Genomic DNA, 22444 nt, shown 5'->3' with positions numbered 1-22444 from the left:
CGATCGAGCGAAGTCGAGCCAGTCGTTCCCTCCGCCCGCCGGCGAGATAGCCTGTTGAGCAGCGTGTGTCACTTGACAAGTGAGATGCCCGTTCAGTCAAGTCCTCAATCCTGGAGATCAGTCAGCCGTGGCCGTGCAATCCAAAGTCGAAGCCGTCGTCAACCTCGCCAAGCGGCGTGGCCTGGTGTTCCCGTGCGGTGAGATCTACGGCGGTACGCGTTCGGCGTGGGACTACGGGCCGCTCGGCGTCGAGCTGAAGAACAACATCAAGGACCAGTGGTGGCGCAGCATGGTCACCTCGCGGGACGACGTCGTCGGTCTCGACTCCTCGGTGATCCTGCCGCGTCAGGTCTGGGAGGCGTCCGGCCACGTCGACGTCTTCACCGACCCGCTGGTGGAGTCGCTGCACACGCACAAGCGCTACCGCGCGGACCATCTCATCGAGGCGTACGAGCTGAAGCACGGTCACCCGCCGGAGAACGGTCTGGCCGACATCAACGACCCGGAGACCGGTCAGCCCGGGGCCTGGACCGAGCCGCGCGAGTTCTCCGGTCTGCTCAAGACCTTCCTCGGCCCCGTCGCCGACGAGGAGGGCCTGCACTACCTCCGCCCGGAGACCGCGCAGGGCATCTTCATCAACTTCAAGAACGTGCTGACCACCTCGCGGAAGAAGCCGCCGTTCGGCATCGCGCAGATCGGCAAGAGCTTCCGCAACGAGATCACGCCGGGCAACTTCATCTTCCGCACCCGCGAGTTCGAGCAGATGGAGATGGAGTTCTTCGTCAAGCCGGGCGACGACGAGAAGTGGCACGAGTACTGGATCCAGGCCCGCCACGACTGGTACGTGGACCTCGGCATCGACCCGGAGAACCTGCGCCTCTTCGTGCACCCGCAGGAGAAGCTGTCGCACTACTCCAAGGGCACCACCGACGTCGAGTACAAGTTCGGCTTCTCCGGGAATCCGTGGGGTGAGCTGGAGGGCATCGCGAACCGCACCGACTACGACCTGTCGACGCACAGCAAGGCCTCCGGCGAGGACCTGAGCTTCTTCGATCAGGCCACCGGCGAGCGATACACCCCGTACGTGATCGAGCCCGCGGCCGGCCTCGGCCGCTCGATGATGGCCTTCCTGTGTGACGCGTACACCGAGGAAGAGGTGCCGAACGCCAAGGGCGGCACCGACGTCCGGACCGTGCTCCGGCTCGACCGTCGTCTCGCCCCGATCAAGGCCGCGGTGCTGCCGCTGTCGAAGAAGGACGAGCTCGCGCCGACCGCGCGCAATCTCGCCGACGAGCTGCGCAAGCACTGGGCCATCGAGTACGACGACGCGCAGAGCATCGGCAAGCGCTACCGTCGCCAGGACGAGATCGGCACCCCGTTCTGCGTCACCGTCGACTTCGACACGCTCGACGACCACGCCGTGACCATCCGCGAGCGGGACGCCATGACGCAGGAGCGCGTCGCTCTCGACAAGGTCGCCGAGTACCTCGGCGGCAAGCTGCTCGGCGCGTAGTCGATCACGAAGCCCCGCCGAAGGAGCGTCGACCGTGAACCCGAACTTCGTGATGTTCTTCAGCGCCGTGCTGATGTTCATCGCCGCCGCGATGATGGTGGGCCAGAAGCAGTGGACGATGCTCGCCGTGGTCCTGCCGATCTGGTTGCTGGTTCTCGGCGTCTGGCTCTACCGGCAGCGGACGCGGTGAGCGGGCGGGTGCCGCGCCGCCCACCGCGGTCCGGGGCTCAGCGGACCAGGCACAGCGGCAGGTAGTCGCTCCGGCCGCCGGTCGTGGGAGAAGTGAGGAACAGGCACGTGTTGAAGCCGCGTTCCTCGGCCTTGTCGCGCAGCATGAGCAGGGTCCGGGTGGAGATCACCCGGTCTCGGCTGAGGATGAACCCGGACAGCCGCGTCGGGTCACCGACGATGGCGTACTCGTACGGATCTCCGGGGCGAGGGCCGTCCGCCACCCAGGTGACGATGTAGTTCGGCGTGTTCTGCGGGTTCAGGGTCCCCGGTACCCCGGGGAAGCTGACCGAGAGTTGCGCCCGGGACCGCGGATCGACGACTTTCGCCTGCCCGCGGATGCCGTCGGGCCGCCCGGCCGGCGAGACGCAGGTGTTGTTCACCGAGATCGTCGTGGCGTCGATCAGACCGTAGTGGGCGGAGGTGTCCCGCAGACACCGGACGCTGTAGAAGCCCGGGATGGCGGCCTGCTGCCACCAGGTGCCGAGGTAGCGTTCGACGTCGAGGCGCGGGACCGGCTGGAGAGAACCGGCGGGCGCGGCGTGCGCGGGCGCGGCGGCGAGCGCCGTGGCGGCGGCGAGTGTCACGGCCAGGAGGCCCGAGAGCGCCCGTCGGCCCAGGTGGAACCGGATTGTCATAGCTATTCCTTGTCGAGATGGGTGCGGATGGTGGCGGCGGCCTACTGCCGGCAACCCCGCAGCGTCTGGAAGTCGCCGGCGAACGCGAATCCCTTGCCGCTGCACACCGGTCCCTTCCTGCCGTCGATCACCACGTGAGCGCCGGGCCCGGCGATCCCGATGGACAGACCGGGCCGGATGCCCGTGGCCTGCACCGACGCGCCGGGGCCGATCGCGATGGCGGCGGGACCGGAGAGGCCGTCACCCTGCGACCAGGCGATACCACCGCCGTCGCTGATCGCGAGGCCGATGGCATCCGGCCCGGCCTTCGCCGAGCACGTCGTCATCGTCGACGACTGGCCGGGGAGCGCACCGCAGACGTCCGGGGCGGCCTGGGCGGCACCGGTGCCGGCGAGGCCGGCGGCGGCCGACAAGCCGGCGCCGCACAGCAGAAGTCCGATCGCGAAGCGTGCGTTCGAGTTCATGATCACTCCTTGTGACGACGGCAGCGTGTCTCGCTGCTCACTCATCATTCGGAGCCGGGCCCGTTCCGGATGGGTGTGCTCGGCGAACCGCCGGAGATCCGGTGCGGTGACCGCACCCATCCGGATCCGAGGCGGCTCCGAATAGCGGGTATGACCTTCCGATCCCTGGCGGTGGTGGGCAGCGGTGTCGCCGGCCTGGCCGCCGCGCACGTGCTCGCCGAAGCGCATCCGGTGACTCTGTTCGAGGCCGACGACCGGTTGGGCGGGCACGCTCACACCCACCTCGTCACGACGCCGTCGGGCACCGAACTGGCCGTCGACACCGGCTTCATCGTGCACAACGACCGCACTTATCCCACCCTGCAACGACTCCTCGCCGAACTGGGGGTACGGACGCGGGACACCGATATGTCGATGTCCGTCCGCTCGGAGATCACCGGACTCGAGTACGCGGGTGCGCGCGGACTCACCGGGCTGTTCCCGACCGCCGCGAACGTCGCCAGACCCCGCTATGTGCGCATGCTCGCCGAGATCCGCCGGTTCCACCGCGCCGCGCGGAGGACGCTCGACACCGGCGACGCGCGGGAATCGCTCGCCGGCTTCGTCGACCGTGAGCGATTCTCCGGATACTTCCGGCAGAACTTCCTGTATCCGTTGGTCGCCGCGGTGTGGTCGTGTGACGCGGACACCGCGGCCCACTATCCGGCGCGCTATCTGTTCACCTTCCTCGACCACCACGGCATGCTGTCGGTGTTCGGTTCGCCGACCTGGCGCACCGTGGTGGGCGGGTCGGTCAGCTACGTCGACGCCCTCGCGCGTGGCGTCGCCGCGCGGGGCGAGGTTCGGGTGTCGTCGCCGGTCCGGGCGGTGCGGGAGACCGATACCGGGGTCGAGGTGGTCTCCGAGCGGGGCGGGAGCACCCGCACCGAGACCTTCGACGCGGTGGTCGTCGCGACGCACCCGCACCAGGCGCTCGCGCTCCTCGCACGGCCGACGATGCGGCAGCGGGAGATCCTCGGCGCGATGCCGTATCTGCGGAAGCATGCGGTGCTGCACACCGATGAGTCGGTCCTGCCGAGGGCTCGCCGGGCGCGCGCGTCGTGGAACTACCAGGTCCGCGACGAGGTGCTTCGGCCGGGCGCCGGTGCGGCACCCTCGCCGATCGTCGTGACTTACGACCTGACCAGGCTCATGCGGCTGCCCACCGACGAGCCCCGGATGCTCGTGACGATGGGCCGGACCGACGTGGTGGATCCCCGCACGATTCTGGATGAGATGACCTACGAGCATCCGGTCTACACGCTGGACTCCGTGGCGGCACAGGCCCGGCTGTCCGAGCTGGATACCGGGCGGGTCGTGTTCGCCGGGGCCTACCACGGCTGGGGTTTCCACGAGGACGGTGCGGCGTCCGGTGTGCGCGCGGCGCGGGCGCTCGGTGTCGACTGGTCGGCACCCGCGCCGTCCGAGGAGGACCGATGACGTCGTCGACCTCTCTGCTTCCCTCGATCGTCGGCGCACGAGTGGTCCACCGCCGGACCGGACCGATCGCGCACGCCTTCGCCTACCGGACGTGCACGTGGCTGATCGACATCGACCATCCGCCGCGACTGCCCGCCCCGCTCCGGCCCCTCGCCCGCTTCCGGGCCGGCGACCACTTCCCGGAACCGTACGCACCGGGCCAGACGCTGCGGACCAGGCTGGAACACCACCTGCGGGCGATCGGTGTCGAGCCGGCGAACGGACCGGTGACCGCGCTGATGTCGCCGCGCGTGGCCGGATACGTGTTCAACCCGTTGAGCGTGTTCTGGTGTCATCGGCACGACGGCGCACTCGCCTACGTCGTCGCCGAGGTCCACAACACCTACGGCGGTCGGCACTGCTACGTGGTCGGTGTCGATCCGTCCGGCCGTGCGCTGGCCGACAAGGACTTCTACGTGTCCCCGTTCAACGATGTGAGCGGACGCTATCGGCTGTCGGTCCCGGAGCCCGCGGCCGACGGTCGGGTGCGGATCTCGATCGTTCTGGAACGGGCGGAGACCGGGCCGTTCTTCGCCGCCCTGACCGGCCGGGCCCGGCCGGCGACGGCCCGGCGCGTCCTGCTCGCGCAGGTGACGACACCCCTCGCGCCGTGGGTGGTGGCGGCCCGGATCCGCTTGCAGGGCATCCGGCTGTGGCGTCGGGGACTACCGATCATGCCGCGGCCCGCACAAGACCGGCCGATGACGGCCGACACCGAACACCGCAACGACGACGATCGAACGCGAAAGGATGGCAGGTCGGGACATGAGCGCACGCACCGCCTGTGAAGGCTCTGTAGTCGAAGACGACGTAGTAGACGACGCCGTGGATGGTGACGCCATCGCCGGCGAGACGGCCGCTGAGGGCGAATCGGTGCCGGCGGATCGGCGGTGGCCCGGCCTCGACGTCGTGCCCGCGGGGGCGGCGGCGCGCGCCCGGGGCGCCGCCGCGTCCGCGTTGTTCCGCCGCGCGGCCCGGCGCGTGGGCGTGCGGGTCGAGTATCCCGGCGGCGTCACCGGCGGATCGGCGGGGGCCGAGGTGCCACGAATGGTCGTCCGCCGGCCGGGCCCGTTCGTCCGCCGGATCGGGGCCACCGGGCTCATCGGATTCGGAGAGGCGTACATGGCGGGGGACTGGACCACCGACGACCTCGTCGGCGTGCTGACCCCCTTCGCCCGCGAGACGGCGGTGCTGGTCCCGCGTCCGCTCCAGGTGCTGCGTCGACTGGTCCTGCCGGGGCCGCCCGCGGACGAGGAGAACACGACGGCCAACACCCGGGCCAACGTCGCACGGCACTACGACCTGTCCAACGACTTGTTCGCGGCCTTCCTCGACGAGACGATGAGCTATTCCAGTGCGCTGTTCGAGCGCGAACCGTCCGGGGAGACCCTGTTCTCGTGGAGCGATCTCCCCGCGGCGCAGCGCCGCAAGATCGATCGTCTGCTCGACGTCGCCGGTGTCGGCCCAGGCACTCGGCTGCTGGAGATCGGCACCGGCTGGGGCGAGCTGTGCCTGCGCGCGGCGCAGCGGGGCGCCGTCGTGCGGTCGGTGACGCTGTCGGCCGAGCAATGCGACCTGGCTCGCCGCCGCGTCGCCGAAGCCGGGCTCGGCGACCGGGTGACCGTCGATCTCTGCGACTACCGGGAGGTCGCGGGCGAATACGACGCCGTGGTGTCCGTCGAGATGATCGAAGCCGTCGGACGCAAGTACTGGCCCGAGTACTTCCGGTCCATCGATCGGCTGCTCGGGCCGGGCGGCCGCGCCGCGATCCAGGCGATCACCATGCCGCATGGCCGACTGCTGGCGTCGGAGAACACCTACACGTGGGTGCAGAAATACGTCTTCCCCGGCGGCCAGCTCACGTCGCTGGAGGGGATCGGCGACGTCGTCGGGGAGCGGACCTCGCTGCGGGTGACCGGCACCTCGTCGTTCGGTCCGCACTACGCCGAGACCCTGCGGCTGTGGCGGGAACGATTCCGCTCCCGCGAGGACGACGTCCTCGCTCTGGGCTTCGACCGAACCTTTCTGCGGATGTGGGAGCTGTACCTGGCCTATTCCGAGGCCGGCTTTCGGTCGGGCTACCTCGACGTCGTGCAGCTGGGATTCTCGCGATGACCGGATGGGCGGGATTCGGGGTGCTCACGGGCGCCTCGCTGGTGTGGCTGGCGGTGCTGCAGACGGTGGCGTTCGCCATCGGCCACCGGATCGGCCGCTACAACGTCGTCGACGTCGGATGGGGCCTGGGATTCGTCGGGGTCGCATGGTTGGCGCTGTCGATCGGGGACGGCGATCCGTTGCGCCGATGGTTGCTGGCAGGGCTGGTGACGCTCTGGGGCGTCCGCCTGTCGTGGCACATGTACGTCAAGTGCCGCGGCCACGGCGAGGACCCGCGATACACGGCGCTGCTCGCCAAGTACGACGGCCCGCCGGCGCGCACCGCGGCACGGCGGGTCTTCGGCACGCAGGGGGCGGCGCAGTGGTTCGTGTCGCTGCCCGTCCAGGTGTCGGCCGTCTGCGGCCCGACCTCCGGGCCCGCCGTGGTCGTACTGGGCGCGGGCGTGGCGCTGTGGATCGTGGGCTTCGGCTTCGAGGCCATCGGTGACGCTCAGCTCCGGCGCTTCAAGGCGGATCCGGCGAACGCGGGAACGATCATGGACTCCGGAGTCTGGGCGTGGTCGCGGCACCCGAACTACTTCGGGGACGCGTGCCTGTGGTGGGGGATATGGCTGGTGGCGGCCAGCGCGTGGCCGGGAGTGGTCACCGTCGCGTCGCCGATGGCGATGACCTACTTCCTGGTCGTGGCCACGGGAGCACGACTGCTGGAGAGGTCGATGAGTGACCGTCCCGGCTACGCCGAGTATCGGCGCCGCACGTCGTTCTTCCTCCCGAGACCGCCCCGGCGGCGTGACCCGAGCGGCGGGTAGTGAGTTACCGTCGTGACTGTGACGACGTCGACGGGCTCAGTTCTTCCCGAACTGCTTGAGCGGGTCGCGAACGGTGACACCGCAGCCTTCGGCACGTTCTACGACGAGACGAGCCCTCGCGTCTACGGACTGGTTCGTCGGGTCCTGCGCGATCCGGGCTACAGCGAAGAGGTGACGCAAGAGGTCTACCTGCACGTCTGGCGGTCCGCCGAATCCTACGACCCGCAGGCTGGATCGCCGCTCGCCTGGTTGCTGACCATCGCGCATCGCCGGGCGGTGGATCGGGTCCGCAGCGAGACGGCGGCGACCGACCGGAACGTCCGGTACGCGGTGACCGCGGCCGAGCGCGAGTTCGATCAGGTCGCCGAGTCGGTGGCGACCCGTGAGACCGCTGAACGGGTTCTGGGCTGTCTCGGTTCGCTGACCGACACTCAGCGCCAGTCCGTCGATCTGGCCTACTACCAGGGCATGACCTACCGCCAGGTGGCCGAGCGACTGTCGGTCGCCCTGCCCACCGTGAAGTCCCGTATCCGAGACGGACTCAGCCGCCTCCGAAAGTGTTTGGGGGACAGCGATGTCTGACGAAGAGCTCATGGAGTTCGCGGCACTGGCCGGTCTGGACGCGCTCGACGCCGCCGAACTCGCCGACATCGAGACCGAGCTGAGCCGGGCGACCCCGGAGGTCCGGGCCGCCTATGCCGCGGAACTGCGGGCCACGCGGGAGTTGATGGCGACGGTCAGCGCGGTGGACGCGACCCCGCCGCCGGCCCGGCTCCGTGACGTCGTGCTCGCCGCCGCGACCGGCGACGCCGCCGATCGGGCCGCGCAGCAGCGACCCTCCGGCGCCACGGCCGATTCCGGACCGGCTCGGCTGCCCGCCTCGGTGACGCCGCTTCGGAACCGGCGGCACCGGACGCTCGGCTACCTCGCAGTGGCGGCCGCCGTCGCGGTGCTGGCCGGTGTCGTGGGCTGGCTGCTCGGTGCCGGATCGGACCGGAAGGAACCGGCTCAGCCGATCGCCGAGCAGGTGTTCTCGGCCAAGGACGTCGCCTCGCGGTCGGCGGCCGTGGCGACCGGTCGTGCCACCGTCACCTACTCCGATTCCGCGGATGCCGCGGTGCTGGTGATGAACGACGTACCGCCGCCGCAACCGGGAACGGTGTACCAGATGTGGCTCGAAGGGGCCGACGGGTCGATGCGCCCGGTGGGCACCATGTCCCCGGCGGACGTCGCGCCGTCGACGACTGCGGTGATCCCCGGGGTCCGCGACGCCACGAACCTCGCGTTCACCGTCGAGCCGCCCGGCGGCTCGAATCAGCCGACGGGCGCCGTCGTGGCGCGGGTACCGCTCAACTGAGCACCGTTCGTTCTTCACGAGAGCCCGGCCAGCCGATACGCGACGAGGCTTCCCGCGACGGCGACGTTCAGGCTTGCGCCGTAGCCGACCATCGGGATCTCGACGCACTCGTCGACGCCGGCGAGCACGTCGTCGGGAACTCCGTTGTGCTCGTGCCCGAGGAGCAGCACCGAAGGTCCGCTCGCGGGAGCGAGCCGGGGCAGAGGTGTCGCGCCCTCGGCCAGTTCGACGGCGACGATCCGCTTCCCGGCGTCGCGCTGAGTGTCGATCCAGCGGGTCTTGCCTGTCGTCACCCAGTGGATGCACGGCCGGCGACGATGCAGGGTGTCGCCGACGGCCAGGGCGTTGCGGTAGTGCGGCGAGCGCGGGACGGCCAGGCAGGCGCCGACCGCGTCGCAGGTGCGGAGGAGGGTACCGAGATTGGCGTCGTATGCGACCCACAGCGGGGCGATGACGAGGTGATCCCAGCAGCCGTGGCGGCCGTCGCGCCGGTTTGCGCGCAGTTGCCTGCGGGTGATCTTCGCGCCGCTCATCGGCGCGTGAGGTGGGCTCCAGAATTCTGCAAGTGAATGACGCCTTTCAGCGGCGGCGCCGGTCCATCGTCGTAGGAACGAACCGAGACGATACACGCGGTGCCGCGCCGGCGACAGGGGGCGTGCTCTCGGACGCCCGGTCGCATGTCCGGCGGAAGGCGCGCACGGTGGCGGTGGAATCACCTACAACCAGGACAGATAGGGCATAGTGAGGATCAGCGTTTTCGCCGCACGGGCAAGGGGCCTGGGTAGGTCGGCGGCGCGGAGAGTGAGTTTGTGGTGAGTGTCAGCGGCAAGGTCGTGCATTACGACCCGAATCGTGGGTTCGGTTTCCTTTCGCCCGAGGGCGGGGGCGACGACGTCTTCCTGCACATCAACGACATCCACGGCATCGATGAGAACCAGTTGCGCCCCGGCGCCAAGGTCGAGTTCGACGTCGAGGACACCGATCGCGGTTCCAAGGCCACAAATGTGAAGGTGACCGAGGAGGCCCCCGCGGGCGAGTCGCCTGCGGCCGAGCGTGCGCAGCGCCGCGAGGAGAATCGGGGCGGCTTCGATCGTCGCGACGACCGCCGGGGTGGTCGTGATGATCGACGCGGCGGCTTCGAGCGCCGGGACGATCGTCGTGGTGGTCGTGACGACCGCGAGCGCGGTCCGCGTCGTTCCCCGCACGCCGGGACCCCGCTGTTCAACGAGTTCACCGAGCTGTTGATCGACGCCTCCCCGGACATCACCGCGCGCCAGATCACCTCGATCCGCAACAAGCTGATGGACCTCGCCGCCTCCCGCGGCTGGAACAGCTAGTCCCGTCGGCCGGGCTGTCCCGCCCGCTGAGCTTGTCGAAGCCAAGGTCACTCGTTCCCGCGCGGGAACGAGTGACCGCTTCTTCAAGCTTGTCGAGACGGGCCACGTCGGTCGAGCGAAGTCGAGACCCAAGCAGCCCGTTGAGCCGATCGAGGCGCTAGCCGAGATCGTGTCGAAACGCCGCCCCACCCACGAGAACGACCCCAAGAGACCCAGTGCCCAACCCCACGACCCACCCGACGGTCGCCACCTACGACGCGCACGACCTGGAACGACGCGTCCCGGAAACCCCCAAACAGGTCGAGAAGACCGACCCCGCGACAGATCTGCGCAGCCCCTTCGCCCGTGACCGGGCACGGGTGTTGCACAGTGCTGCTCTGCGACGCCTGGCCGACAAGACGCAGGTCGTCGGCCCCCGCGAGGGCGACACTCCGCGGACGCGCCTGACGCACTCCCTGGAGGTGGGCCAGATCGGCCGCGGGATCGCCGAGGGTCTCGGCTGCGATCCCGACCTCGTCGAGTTGGCGGGTCTCGCGCATGACATCGGCCACCCGCCCTACGGCCACAACGGTGAGCGCGCGCTCGAAGAGATCATGCACGATCACGGCGGCTTCGAAGGCAACGCCCAGAATCTGCGCATCCTGACGTCGCTGGAACCGAAGATCCTCGGTCCCGACGGCGAGAGTGCGGGCCTGAACCTGACGCGCGCGTCGCTCGACGCGACCCTGAAGTACCCGTGGAGCCGCAAGGCTCCGGGTACCAAGTACGGGGCGTACGTGGAGGACGAGCCGGCGCTCGATTGGGTCCGCGAGGGTGCACCCGCCGGCCGCCGCTGCCTCGAGGCTCAGGTGATGGACTGGTCCGACGACGTCGCCTACTCCGTGCACGACCTCGAAGACGGCGTGGCGAGCGGCCGAATCGACCTGCGCCAGCTGGGTTCCCGCGACGACCAGACCGAGCTTGCCGAACTCGCCGTGAAGTATTTCGACGGCCTGGACGCCGACGCGATGGTCGACGCCGCGCAGCGCATGTCGGAGATGGAGATATTCCAGGCGGTGGGGAAGTACGACGGCTCGCTGTCGTCGCAGGTGGCACTGAAGCGACTGACCTCGGAGCTGATCGGGCGTTTCGCTTCTGCTGCCGTGACGGCGACACGAGCTGCGGAGGGCGCCCGCCCGCTGCGCAGGTACGACGCCGACCTGTCCGTCCCGCCCGAGATCGCCTCCGAGGTCGCGATGCTGAAGACGGTGGCGCTGCGTTTCATCTTCTCGGACAAGAAGCACCTGGCGAAGCAGGCACGTCAGCGTGACCGGATCCACCGGGTCTCGACGCTGCTGCTGAACACGGCGCCCGGTGATCTAGACCCACTGTTGGTTCCGCATTGGGAGTCGGCGACGGACGACGATCAGCGGCTACGCGTAGTAGTGGACCAGATCGCATCGATGACCGAAGGGCGCCTGGAGCGCCTGGACAAGAGTAGCGCCGAGGTGCAGGCTCATCTTGGCTGATGCGACAGCGTGAACGCGTCGGAGGGGAGCCCGGAACGGCGGCGTCGAGGCGTTCTGTGGTGGAGAAGGTCAGCGGACGCCCGCTGACGGCGTCGCTCGGACCATCTGTCGCCTCGTCGGAAGTTGGACGAGTATGCCTCCGTTTCGGGGCGGTCTGGTCAGGTGGTGGCCTATGACCCGATCGCTAACTTCGTCAGTGCCTTCACAATGCCGCTGAAGTGTGACGTGACCGCGGCCGCTCCGGCCGCGACCAGTTCGGAATTGTGTGCCTTGATCGTCTTTTCGCTGGTGTAGACGATGACGGGAATATTTGCGGTAGCGGGGCTGCCTTTGATGATTTCGAGCAGTCGCTGGCCGGCTGCGATGGGGGCGCCGACCTCATTATCTCGTTTGTAGTCCGTGATCACTATATCGATTCTTCCGGAACGGATGATGCGGTCGGCCTCATCATTGTTGGTGGCGATCTGAAAGTCATAGTCGGTACCGAGACTTTCGCGTTCGAACTCGTTATTGGCTGGGTGGTCATCGACCCAAAGGATCGTCGGCCGTCCGGCCTGACTACCATCGGCCGAGTCGCCGACGGCGTGAGACTCTGACTCGACTTCATCTTTGATCTGATCGAATATCCGTCGGATCGCGATCTGCTGGAGTTTGAGCACCTCGGGGATACTCTGCAGGTCGGTGAAGGTCTCGGTGTGCATCTCGGCCCTCGCCCCACCGAGCTCGATCGCTTTGAGTTTCGGAACGAATGGAGCGAACAGAATGACCGCGAGAAGTGCGACGGTGGTGGTGTCGATCTTCGGAGTGTCGTGCTCGAAGAACGTGTGCACGACCAGGGCAACCACCGCGAGAACCCAGACGATTCCGACTCCTGTTCCGGTCAGCGCCGTGAGTCGTTGTGTTGTGTTGCTCCGGGACGAGGACGAGTTCGCCAACTCATCGATGGCCTGACTAGCTCGTTCGATCTGGGCAGAGATGGACTGGGGCTGTCCGTGCGCATCAACCGATCGACGCTCCATCTCGCGATCCTAGTACGCGAGTGAGCCCAAGGCGGCTCGCTCGGGAAATGGCAGTTTGCGCTGCCGAATACCGATCGCCCGGGGTTTCCAGAATCTCGGCATAGTGCCTGTCATTCTGGTCAGCCGTCAGATCCGACTTGCATCGCGTGGTGTCTTGCTTCACGAGAAGTCCCACCGGCCCGACGATCGACAGGACCGGAGTACGGGCTGGTGGTCTTCGCGTGCAGGTTCGGCTGCACGGTAGGTGTCGATACTGGCCTGCTGGCGCCGGGGCACCCGGATGCATGGCGCTGAGGCCGGCGTTGATGTGCCCGAGTCCGCTGTCGGTGTGGCCGGCAGGGCGGAGAGCGGTGCTCGTGGGAGCCTGTCAAGTTTTCTGTGTATGTCGTTCGGGTGTTCGGGTTAGAGGTGATGGTTGATTCGTTCGGGGTAGATCAGGGAGAGTTGTTCCAATGCTCGTTTCCAGTTCGTGGTGACTTGGCCTTCGACGAGTCGGCCGGGGGCTCGGCGTTGATCGGCGGGTAGTCCTTTCTCCTTCTCGCGTTCACGGGCGCGTTTGTCCTCGATGTTGCCGATCGCCATCCACAGCAGCTTCACGGCGGCTGCGTCGTTCGGGAAGTGCCCGCGGTTCTTGATGACCTTGCGCAACTGGTAGTTCAACGATTCGATGCTGTTGGTCGTGTAGATCACCCGGCGCAGCTCCGGCGGGAACGCCAGGAACGGGGTGAACCGTTCCCAGGCGTCGCGGAAACTGCGCACCGTCGACTGGTAGCGGCGCCCGAGTTCGGAGGCGTCGAACTCCTCCAGGGCCTGGAGAGCAGCGTCGGCGCTGGAGGCCTGGTAGACCGGTTTGAGGGCGGCGGCGACGGCTTTGCGGTCACCGTAGGACACGAACCGCATCGACGCCCGGATCAGGTGGACCACGCACGTCTGCACGGTAGCCTGCGGCCAGGTCGCCTCGACCGCGTCGGCGAACCCGGTCAGCCCGTCACAGCACACGATCAGCACGTCCTGCACGCCGCGATTACGGAGTTCAGCGCACACCGACGCCCAGAATTTGGCGCCCTCGGTCTGCGCGATCCAGATCCCCAGGACGTGCTTGATACCGTCCACGTCGACACCGACGGCCAGGTGCGCGGACTTGTTGATCACGTGCCCGCCGTCACGGACCTTGACCACGATCGCGTCGAGGTACATCACCGGGTACAGCGGTTCGAGGTCACGTTGCTGCCACTTGATCACCTCGTCGGCGACCTCTTCGGTGATTTTCGAGATCGTCTCGTGCGACAGGTCCGTGCCGATCGTGGAGGCCAGATGGTGCTGGATATCGCGGATCGTCATCCCGCCGGCGTAGAGCGAGACGATCATCGCGTCCAGACCGTCCAGACGGCGCTGGCCCTTGCGGACCAGCATCGGGATGAACGAGCCGTCGCGGTCACGCGGGATACGTAACTCCACGTCCCCGACCTCGGTGGCGACAGTCTTGGTGCCGTAACCGTTACGGGAGTTGGGAAACGACGACGCCTCCGGGTCGCCGGCCTCGTACCCGAGGTGATCGCTCAACTCGGCGTTCAAACCACGCTCCAGGGCCGCCTTCATCAGCGACCCGAGCAGACCGCCCTCGCCGGTCAACGGCTCGCCGCCATCGATCTTGGCAAGGACATCATCGAGCGCACCCGAGGCGATGAGCGCATCGGTGGCCTCGTTCTGGCGGCGACGCCGCTCTTCTCGTGACTGATCCACAGTCACATCATCGATGGTCACAGTGAGAGTTCCTTTCAGGACTCACCCTCCCGACTTACACAGACCATCTGACACGCCCGCTCGTGGCCTCCCGTGTTCGATGTCGGTTCCATCCGGAATATCCCAAATTCTTGTCAACGTGACCCGACCGCGCCAAGGTGGAAGGTGCCGACCGTACGAAACCCGGAAGGAACAGTTCCATGTCCCGTCGAATCCGTCACCGCCTGATCGCCGCACTCGCCGCGGCCGGCCTCGCGACCGCTGGCACCGCAGCTGCCACGTCGCCCGCTCATGCCGCGCCATCGGCGTCGATCACCTCGACATACCTGTGGCTGGCCGACCCGTTCCCGTTCGGCTCCGAGACCGTACACATCACCGTCGAGAAGCCCGGTGTACTTCGCTTGACCCTGAGCAAGATGTGCTCGTCGATCAACCCGCCGGTCTGTGCCGGCTTCTCCCTGCCGATGAACGTCGCCTGGCTCAACACGGCGACCGGCCAGTCCGGCTCGGTCGTCGTCCCCCAGAAGGGACTGCGCGTGACGACCGGTCGCGGCACGATCGCACTCGGTGCGATGTTCGGTGTTCCCGCCACCCCCGGCGCCACGATCGTGAACGCCTGACGTCGATCGGCGGTCGGCGGTCAGGGGCGGGAACGCGGCACCATGCGTTCCAGCTGAGTCACATGATTCGGTCCCAACTCGTCGAGTGAGGCAACGCCGAGCAGTCGCATCGTGCGCTCGATCTGGCTGCGCAGGATCTCGATCGTCCGGTCCACGCCTGCCTGGCCGCCGGCCATCAGGCCGTACAGGTACGCCCGGCCGATCAGCGTGAAGTCGGCACCGAGGGCGATCGCGGCAACGATGTCGGCGCCGGACATGATCCCCGTGTCGAGGATGATCGCGGGGCGGTTCCCTTCGACTCGGGCTCCTTCGTCGCCCGGCTCAGGGGGCGTCGATCGGCTCGTTTCGTCGCCCGGCTCAGCGAGCGTGTCGAACTCCGCGGCCACCTCGGGGAGCAAGTGGAACGGGATCGGGGCCCGATCCAGCTGGCGCCCACCATGATTCGACAGCACGATCCCGTCGACACCGAGCGCGGCGACGGCGCGGGCGTCGTCGAGCGTCTGAATCCCCTTCACGACCAGCTTCCCCGGCCACTGCTCCTTGATCCAAGTGAGGTCGTCGAAGGTGACGGTGGGATCGAACATGGTGTCCAGCAGGTCGGCGACCGTGCCCGACCAGCGGTCGAGCGACGCGAAGGCGAGGGGCTCGGTGGTGAGGAAGTCGAACCACCAGGCGGGGCGGGGGAGTGCGTCGAGCACGGTGCGGGCGGTGAGAGCGGGCGGGATCGACATGCCGTTGCGCGTGTCGCGCAGGCGGGCGCCGGCGACGGGGACGTCCACGGTGACGAGGAGGGTGTCGTATCCGGCGGCCGCGGCGCGGTCGACCAGCGCCATCGACCGTTCGCGGTCCTTCCACATGTACAGCTGGAACCAGTGGCGGCCGGTCGGCGCGGCCCGGGCGACGTCCTCGATCGACGCGGTGCCCATCGTCGACAGGCTGAACGGGATCCCGGCCGCGGCGGCGGACCGCGCGCCCGCGTATTCACCCTCGGACTGCATCATGCGGGTGAAGCCGGTCGGGGCGATCCCGAACGGCAAGGACGACCGCTCACCCAGAATCTCGCAGGAGGTGTCGACGACCGACACGTCGCGCAGGATGGCGGGGTGGAACTCGATGTCGCGGAACGCTTGTCGCGCCCGGGTGAGCGACAGCTCCTCCTCGGCGGCGCCGTCGGTGTAGTCGAAGGCGGCCGTCGGAGTGCGGCGCTTCGCGATCCGTCGCAAATCCTCGATGGTGAGGGCGCGTTCCAGGCGTCGTCGTTTGGCGTTGAACTGCGGCTTGCGGAACTGCATGAGGGGAGCCAGATCGGCGGGTCTGGGGACGCGGCGCTGCATGACGCCCAGTCTGGCACCGGTGATGATCCGGTGGGGCCGAACCTCAGCGTGCGGCTTCTTCCTCGACCACGATGACGTCGTTCGGCGCCGTCCGACCGATCTCCCGCAGCGACCGGTCGGCGACGGTGATCACGAGGAACACCACTGAGATGCCGACGATCACCCAGCCGAGGACGTGCACGTCGTGCGTGGTGGCGCGCTCCCCGTAGACGCTTCCGTAGATCACCGACGCGGCAATCGCGCCGAGGTAGGCGAATGTCCGCAGCAAGCCCGCCGACGACGCGACGCGCGCCGGATCGGCCTGGAAATAGAGGGTGTTCTGGATCGCCAGGTTGTTGAGTCCCTGCGGTAGCCCGAGCACGACCATCGCGACGACGAGGAACCAGATCGGCGACGACCCGGTCATGAAGAGCACTAGAACGCCGACCACCAGCTGTGCGCTCGAACCGGCCATCAGCTTCCACCAGACCTCGGGGCGCCGGCCGACGGCGACCGCGAAAACGATGCCGGACGCGAAGACCGGTAGCAGAATCAGTCCGGCGTGCGCCGCGTTCAGGCCGCGGCCGTCCTCCAGCCACTGCGTGAAGCCGTAGATGAACAGGTACGAGATCACCGCGGTCAGAAACGCCCGGATGAAGGTCAGCAACAGGGGGCCGTTCCCGGCCAGCACCCGCAGATCGATGAACGGCTCGTCGTGGCGCAGTTCCCACCAGATCAGGACGCCGCCCGCCACCAGCCCGGCGGCGAGAAGCCAGAGCAGCGAAAACGACGCGTTCTGCACGAAGATCAGCAGACAGATCATCGACGCCGCGAACGCCGCGATGCCGGGCCAGTCGATTCGCGGGCGGTCGCCGGACGACGCCGTAGGACGTGCCGGGCGCGGAAAGAACAGCGCCCCGAGAGCGACACTCGTGACCCCGAGCGGGACGTTCACCGCGAAGGTCGCCCGCCAGCCCCACGTCTCGACCAGCAGTCCGCCGAGCGTAGGACCGATCACGGCGACCGTCTGGGTGGTCACCGACAGGGCGGTCAGCACCCCGGCCGGGGAGGCCATGCCGGTCCGCTGCGCCTCCGACCGGATCAGGTGCATGGCCGACGGATAGCCCGCGCAGGTGCCGAGTCCGAGGATGACGCGGGCCGCGACCAGCCACCAGATCCCGTCGTGCGTGCCCGGGGCGAGCAGACCGATCAGGCCGGCGAGTGCCACCAGAGATCCGCCGGTGAGAAAGATCGGGCGTACGCCGAAGACGTCGACCAGCCGTCCGGTCAGCGGCTGCCCGATCGCGGTCGCGAGGTACAGGCCGGAGACCAGCCACACGGTCTCGGACGCCGGCGCGCCGAGTGCGATACCGATCGGGGCGAGCGCGACCGCGATGATCGCGGTGTTGACCGGGTTGAGGGCGGCCCCCAGCATCATGGGTGCCAGCAGCCGCCGGTCGAAGCGGTCGGCCGGACGAGTCGCCGCGACGGGCGACGGCATCAGGTGAGGATCCGATCGAGGATCGCCGTCGCCCGGTGGATGATCGCCAATTCGTCAGGGGAGACGCCCGAGGCGAGAGTCTCCTCCAGCCGGGTCGCGGCGGCCTCGCGGTGACCCCGCAGGCGCGCCCATCCGGCGTCGGTGAGGCTGATGATCTGACGGCGCCCGTCCGACGGGTCCTGGCTGCGCGTCACCAGGCCGAGGCGTTCGAGGGCCTCGACGGTGGCCGCCATCGACTGCGGCCGGACCTTCTCGCCGGCCGCCAGCGCGCTCGCCGTCGCCATCCCGCCCTTGCCGAGGCGGGCCAGCGCCGACGCCTGCGACGGCGTGATCGAATCGTCGGTCGTCGCCTCCCTCAGGTGCCGCAGGAGTCGTGCGGTGACCGAACGGAGATCGATCGCGACCTGGGCGGGGCTCGGCTCGACGGTGCTCATGTCATCAGGATAAACTGAACAGGTAAGACTGTCTATTTCGATGGGAACCGTCATGACCAGTGCCCTTGTCCTCATGGACTTCCAGAACGCCATCGGTGGGCGGCCCGGTTTCGAGTCCGTGGTCGACGCTGCCGCCCGTGCTCTCGACGAGGCGCGCCGTCGTGACCTGCCCGTCGTGTTCGTGCGGGTGGCGTTCCGGCCCGGCTATCCCGAGGTCGCCGCCGGCAATCTCGCGTTCTCGGGCTACGCGGCCCACGCGGGGGAGGGGATGTGGCTCGACAATCCGGCGACCCAGATCATCGACCGGTTCGCGCCCCGCGACGACGAGCCGGTGGTCGTGAAGAAGCGCTTCTCGGCGTTCACCGGGAGCGATCTGGAGGTGGTGCTGCGCGGCTTCGGAGTAGACAGTCTGGTGCTCGGAGGGGTGTCGACCAGCGGCGTCGTGCTGTCGACGGTGCGGCAGGCCGCTGATCTCGACTACCGGCTCACCGTGCTCTCCGACGCGTGCGGCGATGCCGATCCGGAGGTCCACCGGGTGCTGACCGAGAAGGTGTTCCCGCGGCAGGCTGTCGTGACGAGCGTCGACGAGTGGATCGCCGGCCTCTGAACTTCAGGGTTCGGTGTTCGCGGCGGTGACGGCGTCTTTGAGGGTCGTGAATCCACACGCCTGGACCCCAGGAGCAGCACGCAGTGTCGAGATCGCGATGGACTTGTGTTCGGGGAATCGTGCGTCCAGCGTCCGCGTCGCGGCGACGTAGAACTCCCACTGGCCGGTGTCGAGCGGATTCGCGGTGGTGCGGTCGTCGGCGATGAAGACGCAGAAGACGTAGACGTCGGCTTGGCGTTTCCGTTCCGTGCTGTACTCGTTGGTCCGGGCGTTCCACGCCTGAGTTCTTCCGATACCGAAGGACATCGAGCCGGGCTTCGTCGGTCCCCACGATTGCAGTCTCGCCGTCGACTTCACTTCGATACTGGTCCCGTCGGCGGTCTTCAGGTCGTATTGATCCCACTCGAGACGGGTGTCACCCTCGCCGATACATCCGAGGGCCGTCCCGACGAGGAACTCGGAGAGAACTCCGCGAAGGGTGTTGCTCAACAGGTCGGACGACGACCAGGCCCAGAAGTCACGCAGGGTGGGACCGAGAACCCCGTCCGCGACGACCAGTTGCTCGTCGCCGGACCGTCGGGGCACCGGCTGGATCGACGGGATCGGGGATACGGGGGGCGACGAGGGCTCCATCGGTCCGATGATGGCATGCGCGACTACGTCGTATCTGGGATTCGGCGGCACGTGCACACCGCCTTGGCGGTGGGTCGCGACGCATACGCCGTACAGCTCGATGGATCACGATGCTGAGGTGCACGGCAGCATGGGGATATTCATTGGCGCCGCCGACAGCGCGGGAGCACACTCTGGGGGTGCGCTATTTCACGGCCGACCTGCACCTTCAGCACCCCAAGCTCGCGGAGCTTCGCGGATTCGGGTCGGTGGCGGAGCATGACGCCGCCGTGATCGGCCGGCTTGCGGAACTCGGTGCCGATGACGAGCTGTGGGTGCTGGGCGACATCTGCTCCGGCGGGGTCGCGAGCATGGAGTCGGCTCTCGGGCAGTTGTCTGGGCTCGCCGTGCGGATGCACGCGGTGACCGGCAACCACGATCCGGTGCATCCGATGTACCGCGGCGCGCAGCGTCACTTCGCGGCGTATGCGGCGGTGTTCGAGTCGGTCCAGCAGTTCGCGCGGGTGAAGATCGGAGGCAACGGGGCGCTGCTCAGCCACTTCCCGTACGTCGGCACTCCGGATCGGTACGACCGCGACCAGTTCGCGCAATACCAGCTGCCGGATCTCGGAATGTGGCTGATCCACGGGCACACGCATGCGGAGGAACGACGGTCCGGGGAGCGCTCGCTGTGCGTGTCGTTGGAGGCGTGGGATCTCGGGTCGGCGACGGAGGAGGAACTGGGCGAGTTGATGCGGCCAGGCGGGTGAGATGAGATGTCCGCGCCCGTCCGGGTGGGTGGTCCCGACTGAGATGTTGGTCGAGCGAAGTCGAGACCTCGACCGGCATGGGAGCCCGACCGGCATGGAGTTCGATCGGCAGACGACAATCGCCCCGGCGCGGGAGCGCCGGGGCGATTGTTCAGAGGTCGATCAGATCGGGCGGAAGCCGGCGCCGATCTTGCCGTAGCGGTTGAGTGAGGCGACGATGTCGGTCATGTTGGTGGCGACCATCGGGGTGAAGACCGGGAACGCCGGGTTCACGCAGTGGATCGCGACGCCGAGGACGTACTGGCGGCCGTTCAGCATGCCGACCACCCGGTTGCCCTGCAGGACCGGGGCGCCGGAGTCGCCGGAGTTGCCGCACACGTAGCTGCTCGACTGGAGTCCGCTGGCGTCGAGCACCGGGCCGCAGGTGAAGCCGGTGGTCCGGCCCTGCTTGCAGACGTTCGCACCGAAGTCGGGCATATGGCCGACACCGCGGATGGTGGCACCTCCGACGGTGCGGACCGGGCGGACGCGATTGGCATCCAGAGCGATCACGGCGGCGTCGTACTTCGAGCTGGTCAGCGCGACGCGCCCGATGGTGCCGGCGCTGGGCTGGCGCTCGGCGTAGACCAGATCGCCCGGCTTGCCGCAGTGACCGGCGGTGAGCCCGACGAGCTGACCGGTACGGTCCCGGCCGACGGCGGTCATGGTGCACGCCGCCTTGCCGCCGAGCACGATCGCGGTGCCACCGCCGACCACGGCCTTCGGTGCGGCCTCCGCCTTCGCTGCCACGAGTGCGCCGGGCACCAGAGTCAGCAGCGTCAGGATCAGGCCCACCAGGGCGCGCCGGAACAAGGTCATGTGGATCTCCCAAGGAAAACAGTCAAGCGGATGGCTGCCGGACGAGAAACAAACCGTTCTTCCCGACATTGCAGGTGAGCATAGCAGTGACCGGCGACACCGGGCGGGATCGACGCGGTCCACACCGCGCGACGCGCCGTCGCGGCGCCCACTCGTGCGCGAGTCGCGGGGCACTGGCTACCGTCTGGGTGAATGAGGATGGAGGAACTCATGAGTGTGATGTCGTCGTTCGAGGGGATCTTCTGCCGCTCGGCGCCATGGGGGATGGTCGCGGACTGGGTGATCCTGCCGCTGATCGATGACGACTACGACTGGTCGGGGACGGTCCTGGAACTCGGCGGGGGCGCCGGGACCATGGCCGATCGGCTGCTCCGCGACCATGCGGAGATCGAGAAGCTGGTCCTGGTCGACGTGGATCCGGCGATGGTCCGCAGCGCCGGCGCACGACTGGCCCGGCACGGAGACCGGGCCGAGGTGGTGCTGACCGACGGTGCCGCGCTGCCGGTCGACCCGGGATCGGTGGACGTCGTCTGCGCGTGGCTGATGCTGCACCACGTGATCGAGTGGAAACCGTTGCTGGAGAAGGCGTTCGGGGCGCTGAGGCCGGGTGGCCGCCTGGTCGGGTACGACCTGTCGCGCGCCGTCCTCGGCGACGTGCTCCACGGCGTCACCCGGTCGGAGTACCTGCTGATCGACCCCGGCGAACTCCGCGAGGAACTGACCCGCATCGGCTTCGGCGACGTTCAGGTGCACTCGAAGGCTCTCGGGCAGCTGATGACCTTCACCGCGGTGCGGTCCGCCTGACCGGCCTGGCTGAGCGCTGTAGACGAGTGACCCTTGGAGTCGGACTTCGTGCCGGAGCCGGTCTGTGGGCTGGTCCCCGGGCACGCCTGGTGGCCCGGCCACGCATGGTGGTCAGGCCGCCAGGAGTTGTTCGAGGAGGAGTTCGACGCCGGAGTCGGTGCCGGACGGTGAGGTGGGATCGGCTGAGATGTTGGTCGAGGTCTCGACTTCGCTCGACCAACATCTCAGTCGAGACCTCGACCAGCACGGGGTGGCGCCGAGCCGGTGATTCACGATCGGTGGCGGAGAGCGGTCTTCGGCCGGGGTCTCCGGTCCGGTGCGGAGTTTGTCCGGGTGGAACAGTGGGTTGACGATCCACGGTCCTGCCCGCCCGACCGGCCGCCACCCGACGCGGCCCTTGTCCGGTCCGTCGGTGAGGACCGTCGATTCCCACTCGCCGGGGTTCTTGCCATTCCAGCGGTTGTGCTTGCCGCACGCGCCACCCAAATGGTCGATGTCGGTAGGACCGCCGTCCTGCCAGTCCGGCGCATGATGCATCTCGCACTGGGTGAACGGCCGCGTGCAACCCGGCGCCGTGCACCCGCGGTCGCGGGCGAACAAGGCCAGCCGCTGCGCCCGCGACGCCAGCCGGTGAGCGCGGCCGAGGTAGAGCGGCTGCCCGGTGGCCTTGGCGAAC

The 22444-nt window shown here is 68.3% G+C and carries 25 protein-coding genes; 14 read left to right on the top strand and 11 right to left on the bottom strand.

Annotated elements, in window-relative coordinates:
• Window positions 1–127 precede the first annotated feature (127 nt).
• Window positions 128–1513 carry a glycine--tRNA ligase gene (locus ACSEEN_RS04890; RefSeq protein ID WP_247864214.1) on the top strand — a complete coding sequence of 462 codons (1386 nt, stop codon included), beginning with the start codon at window positions 128–130 and terminating at the stop codon, window positions 1511–1513.
• Between the two features lie 34 nt (window positions 1514–1547).
• Window positions 1548–1703 carry a hypothetical protein gene (locus ACSEEN_RS04885; protein ID WP_247864213.1) on the top strand — a complete coding sequence of 52 codons (156 nt, stop codon included), beginning with the start codon at window positions 1548–1550 and terminating at the stop codon, window positions 1701–1703.
• Between the two features lie 37 nt (window positions 1704–1740).
• Here ACSEEN_RS04885 and ACSEEN_RS04880 read toward each other — a convergent pair whose 3' ends face one another.
• Together ACSEEN_RS04880 and ACSEEN_RS04875 are read right to left on the bottom strand one after the other, a co-directional pair.
• On the bottom strand, window positions 1741–2379 hold the full coding sequence (locus ACSEEN_RS04880) for a lipocalin family protein (protein WP_247864212.1): 639 nt from the start codon (window positions 2377–2379) through the stop codon (window positions 1741–1743).
• Window positions 2380–2420: 41 nt separating this feature from the next.
• The gene (locus ACSEEN_RS04875) at window positions 2421–2843 is read right to left on the bottom strand and encodes a hypothetical protein (protein ID WP_440712515.1); all 423 of its coding nucleotides are present in this window, start codon (window positions 2841–2843) and stop codon (window positions 2421–2423) included.
• Between the two features lie 150 nt (window positions 2844–2993).
• On the opposite strand from ACSEEN_RS04875, the gene ACSEEN_RS04870 reads away from it, so the two are divergent.
• Genes ACSEEN_RS04870 through ACSEEN_RS04845 form a run of 6 tightly spaced genes read left to right on the top strand, consistent with a single transcriptional unit; the run spans window position 2994 to window position 8642 of the window.
• Window positions 2994–4322: an NAD(P)/FAD-dependent oxidoreductase gene (locus ACSEEN_RS04870; RefSeq protein WP_440712514.1), complete on the top strand. Its 1329-nt coding sequence runs from the start codon at window positions 2994–2996 to the stop codon at window positions 4320–4322.
• Complete coding sequence (locus ACSEEN_RS04865; protein WP_440712513.1) at window positions 4319–5149, top strand: DUF1365 domain-containing protein; 831 nt, start codon at window positions 4319–4321, stop codon at window positions 5147–5149. The genes ACSEEN_RS04870 and ACSEEN_RS04865 overlap by 4 nt, the downstream gene beginning before the upstream one ends.
• Complete coding sequence (locus ACSEEN_RS04860; protein ID WP_440712512.1) at window positions 5127–6476, top strand: class I SAM-dependent methyltransferase; 1350 nt, start codon at window positions 5127–5129, stop codon at window positions 6474–6476. Before ACSEEN_RS04865 ends, ACSEEN_RS04860 begins: the two co-directional genes overlap by 23 nt.
• Window positions 6473–7285, top strand: coding sequence for a DUF1295 domain-containing protein (locus tag ACSEEN_RS04855; protein WP_440712511.1), 813 nt, complete (start codon window positions 6473–6475; stop codon window positions 7283–7285). The genes ACSEEN_RS04860 and ACSEEN_RS04855 overlap by 4 nt, the downstream gene beginning before the upstream one ends.
• A gap of 18 nt (window positions 7286–7303) precedes the next feature.
• Window positions 7304–7867: an ECF RNA polymerase sigma factor SigK gene (gene sigK / locus ACSEEN_RS04850; protein ID WP_440712510.1), complete on the top strand. Its 564-nt coding sequence runs from the start codon at window positions 7304–7306 to the stop codon at window positions 7865–7867.
• A complete protein-coding gene (locus tag ACSEEN_RS04845; RefSeq protein ID WP_440712509.1) occupies window positions 7860–8642 on the top strand; it encodes an anti-sigma factor in 783 nt (260 codons plus the stop codon). The genes sigK and ACSEEN_RS04845 overlap by 8 nt, the downstream gene beginning before the upstream one ends.
• Before the next feature lie 14 nt (window positions 8643–8656).
• Here the strand turns inward: ACSEEN_RS04845 and ACSEEN_RS04840 are convergent, their stop codons facing one another.
• Entirely contained in the window at window positions 8657–9175 is a 519-nt protein-coding gene (locus ACSEEN_RS04840; protein WP_440712508.1) for a TrmH family RNA methyltransferase, read from the bottom strand.
• Between the two features lie 279 nt (window positions 9176–9454).
• Here ACSEEN_RS04840 and ACSEEN_RS04835 point away from each other — a divergent pair, with 279 nt between their 5' ends.
• Together ACSEEN_RS04835 and ACSEEN_RS04830 are read left to right on the top strand one after the other, a co-directional pair.
• A complete protein-coding gene (locus ACSEEN_RS04835) occupies window positions 9455–9979 on the top strand; it encodes a cold-shock protein (protein WP_371307607.1) in 525 nt (174 codons plus the stop codon).
• Between the two features lie 215 nt (window positions 9980–10194).
• Window positions 10195–11487 (top strand): deoxyguanosinetriphosphate triphosphohydrolase, encoded by a 1293-nt coding sequence (locus ACSEEN_RS04830; protein WP_440712507.1) that lies wholly within the window; start codon window positions 10195–10197, stop codon window positions 11485–11487.
• 170 nt (window positions 11488–11657) lie between these two features.
• Here ACSEEN_RS04830 and ACSEEN_RS04825 read toward each other — a convergent pair whose 3' ends face one another.
• Together ACSEEN_RS04825 and ACSEEN_RS04820 are read right to left on the bottom strand one after the other, a co-directional pair.
• Entirely contained in the window at window positions 11658–12506 is an 849-nt protein-coding gene (locus ACSEEN_RS04825; RefSeq protein WP_440712506.1) for a response regulator, read from the bottom strand.
• A 402-nt stretch (window positions 12507–12908) separates the two neighbouring features.
• Window positions 12909–14249, bottom strand: coding sequence for an IS256 family transposase (locus ACSEEN_RS04820; RefSeq protein WP_247867961.1), 1341 nt, complete (start codon window positions 14247–14249; stop codon window positions 12909–12911).
• A 200-nt stretch (window positions 14250–14449) separates the two neighbouring features.
• Here ACSEEN_RS04820 and ACSEEN_RS04815 point away from each other — a divergent pair, with 200 nt between their 5' ends.
• Window positions 14450–14869, top strand: a complete 420-nt coding sequence (locus tag ACSEEN_RS04815; protein ID WP_440712505.1) for a hypothetical protein — start codon at window positions 14450–14452, stop codon at window positions 14867–14869.
• Window positions 14870–14889: 20 nt separating this feature from the next.
• Here ACSEEN_RS04815 and ACSEEN_RS04810 read toward each other — a convergent pair whose 3' ends face one another.
• From ACSEEN_RS04810 to ACSEEN_RS04800, 3 genes are read right to left on the bottom strand one after another with little or no spacing between them, the layout of a single operon-like run.
• The gene (locus tag ACSEEN_RS04810) at window positions 14890–16203 is read right to left on the bottom strand and encodes an alpha-hydroxy acid oxidase (RefSeq protein ID WP_440712504.1); all 1314 of its coding nucleotides are present in this window, start codon (window positions 16201–16203) and stop codon (window positions 14890–14892) included.
• Window positions 16204–16246: 43 nt separating this feature from the next.
• Window positions 16247–17683 carry an MFS transporter gene (locus tag ACSEEN_RS04805; RefSeq protein ID WP_440712503.1) on the bottom strand — a complete coding sequence of 479 codons (1437 nt, stop codon included), beginning with the start codon at window positions 17681–17683 and terminating at the stop codon, window positions 16247–16249.
• Window positions 17683–18117: a MarR family winged helix-turn-helix transcriptional regulator gene (locus ACSEEN_RS04800; protein WP_247864199.1), complete on the bottom strand. Its 435-nt coding sequence runs from the start codon at window positions 18115–18117 to the stop codon at window positions 17683–17685. Before ACSEEN_RS04800 ends, ACSEEN_RS04805 begins: the two co-directional genes overlap by 1 nt.
• A 52-nt stretch (window positions 18118–18169) precedes the next feature.
• Here ACSEEN_RS04800 and ACSEEN_RS04795 point away from each other — a divergent pair, with 52 nt between their 5' ends.
• A complete protein-coding gene (locus ACSEEN_RS04795; protein ID WP_440712502.1) occupies window positions 18170–18724 on the top strand; it encodes a cysteine hydrolase family protein in 555 nt (184 codons plus the stop codon).
• Window positions 18725–18727: 3 nt separating this feature from the next.
• Here ACSEEN_RS04795 and ACSEEN_RS04790 read toward each other — a convergent pair whose 3' ends face one another.
• Window positions 18728–19309 carry a hypothetical protein gene (locus ACSEEN_RS04790; RefSeq protein WP_440712501.1) on the bottom strand — a complete coding sequence of 194 codons (582 nt, stop codon included), beginning with the start codon at window positions 19307–19309 and terminating at the stop codon, window positions 18728–18730.
• A 227-nt stretch (window positions 19310–19536) separates the two neighbouring features.
• Between ACSEEN_RS04790 and ACSEEN_RS04785 the strand changes: the two genes are divergently transcribed.
• On the top strand, window positions 19537–20106 hold the full coding sequence (locus ACSEEN_RS04785; protein WP_440712500.1) for a metallophosphoesterase family protein: 570 nt from the start codon (window positions 19537–19539) through the stop codon (window positions 20104–20106).
• 162 nt (window positions 20107–20268) lie between these two features.
• On the opposite strand, the gene ACSEEN_RS04780 is transcribed toward ACSEEN_RS04785, so the two are convergent.
• Window positions 20269–20964, bottom strand: a complete 696-nt coding sequence (locus ACSEEN_RS04780; protein ID WP_440712499.1) for a S1 family peptidase — start codon at window positions 20962–20964, stop codon at window positions 20269–20271.
• 210 nt (window positions 20965–21174) lie between these two features.
• Between ACSEEN_RS04780 and ACSEEN_RS04775 the strand changes: the two genes are divergently transcribed.
• On the top strand, window positions 21175–21768 hold the full coding sequence (locus ACSEEN_RS04775; protein ID WP_440712498.1) for a class I SAM-dependent methyltransferase: 594 nt from the start codon (window positions 21175–21177) through the stop codon (window positions 21766–21768).
• A gap of 111 nt (window positions 21769–21879) precedes the next feature.
• Here the strand turns inward: ACSEEN_RS04775 and ACSEEN_RS04770 are convergent.
• On the bottom strand, window positions 21880–22444 hold a 565-nt coding region (locus tag ACSEEN_RS04770; protein ID WP_502260904.1), incomplete at its 5' end, for an HNH endonuclease signature motif containing protein.

The organism is Gordonia marina (genome assembly GCF_052036135.1).
GTDB lineage: Bacteria > Actinomycetota > Actinomycetes > Mycobacteriales > Mycobacteriaceae > Gordonia.
Note: the sequence above shows the minus strand (reverse complement) of the source record. Positions and strands in the feature narration are given on the sequence as shown.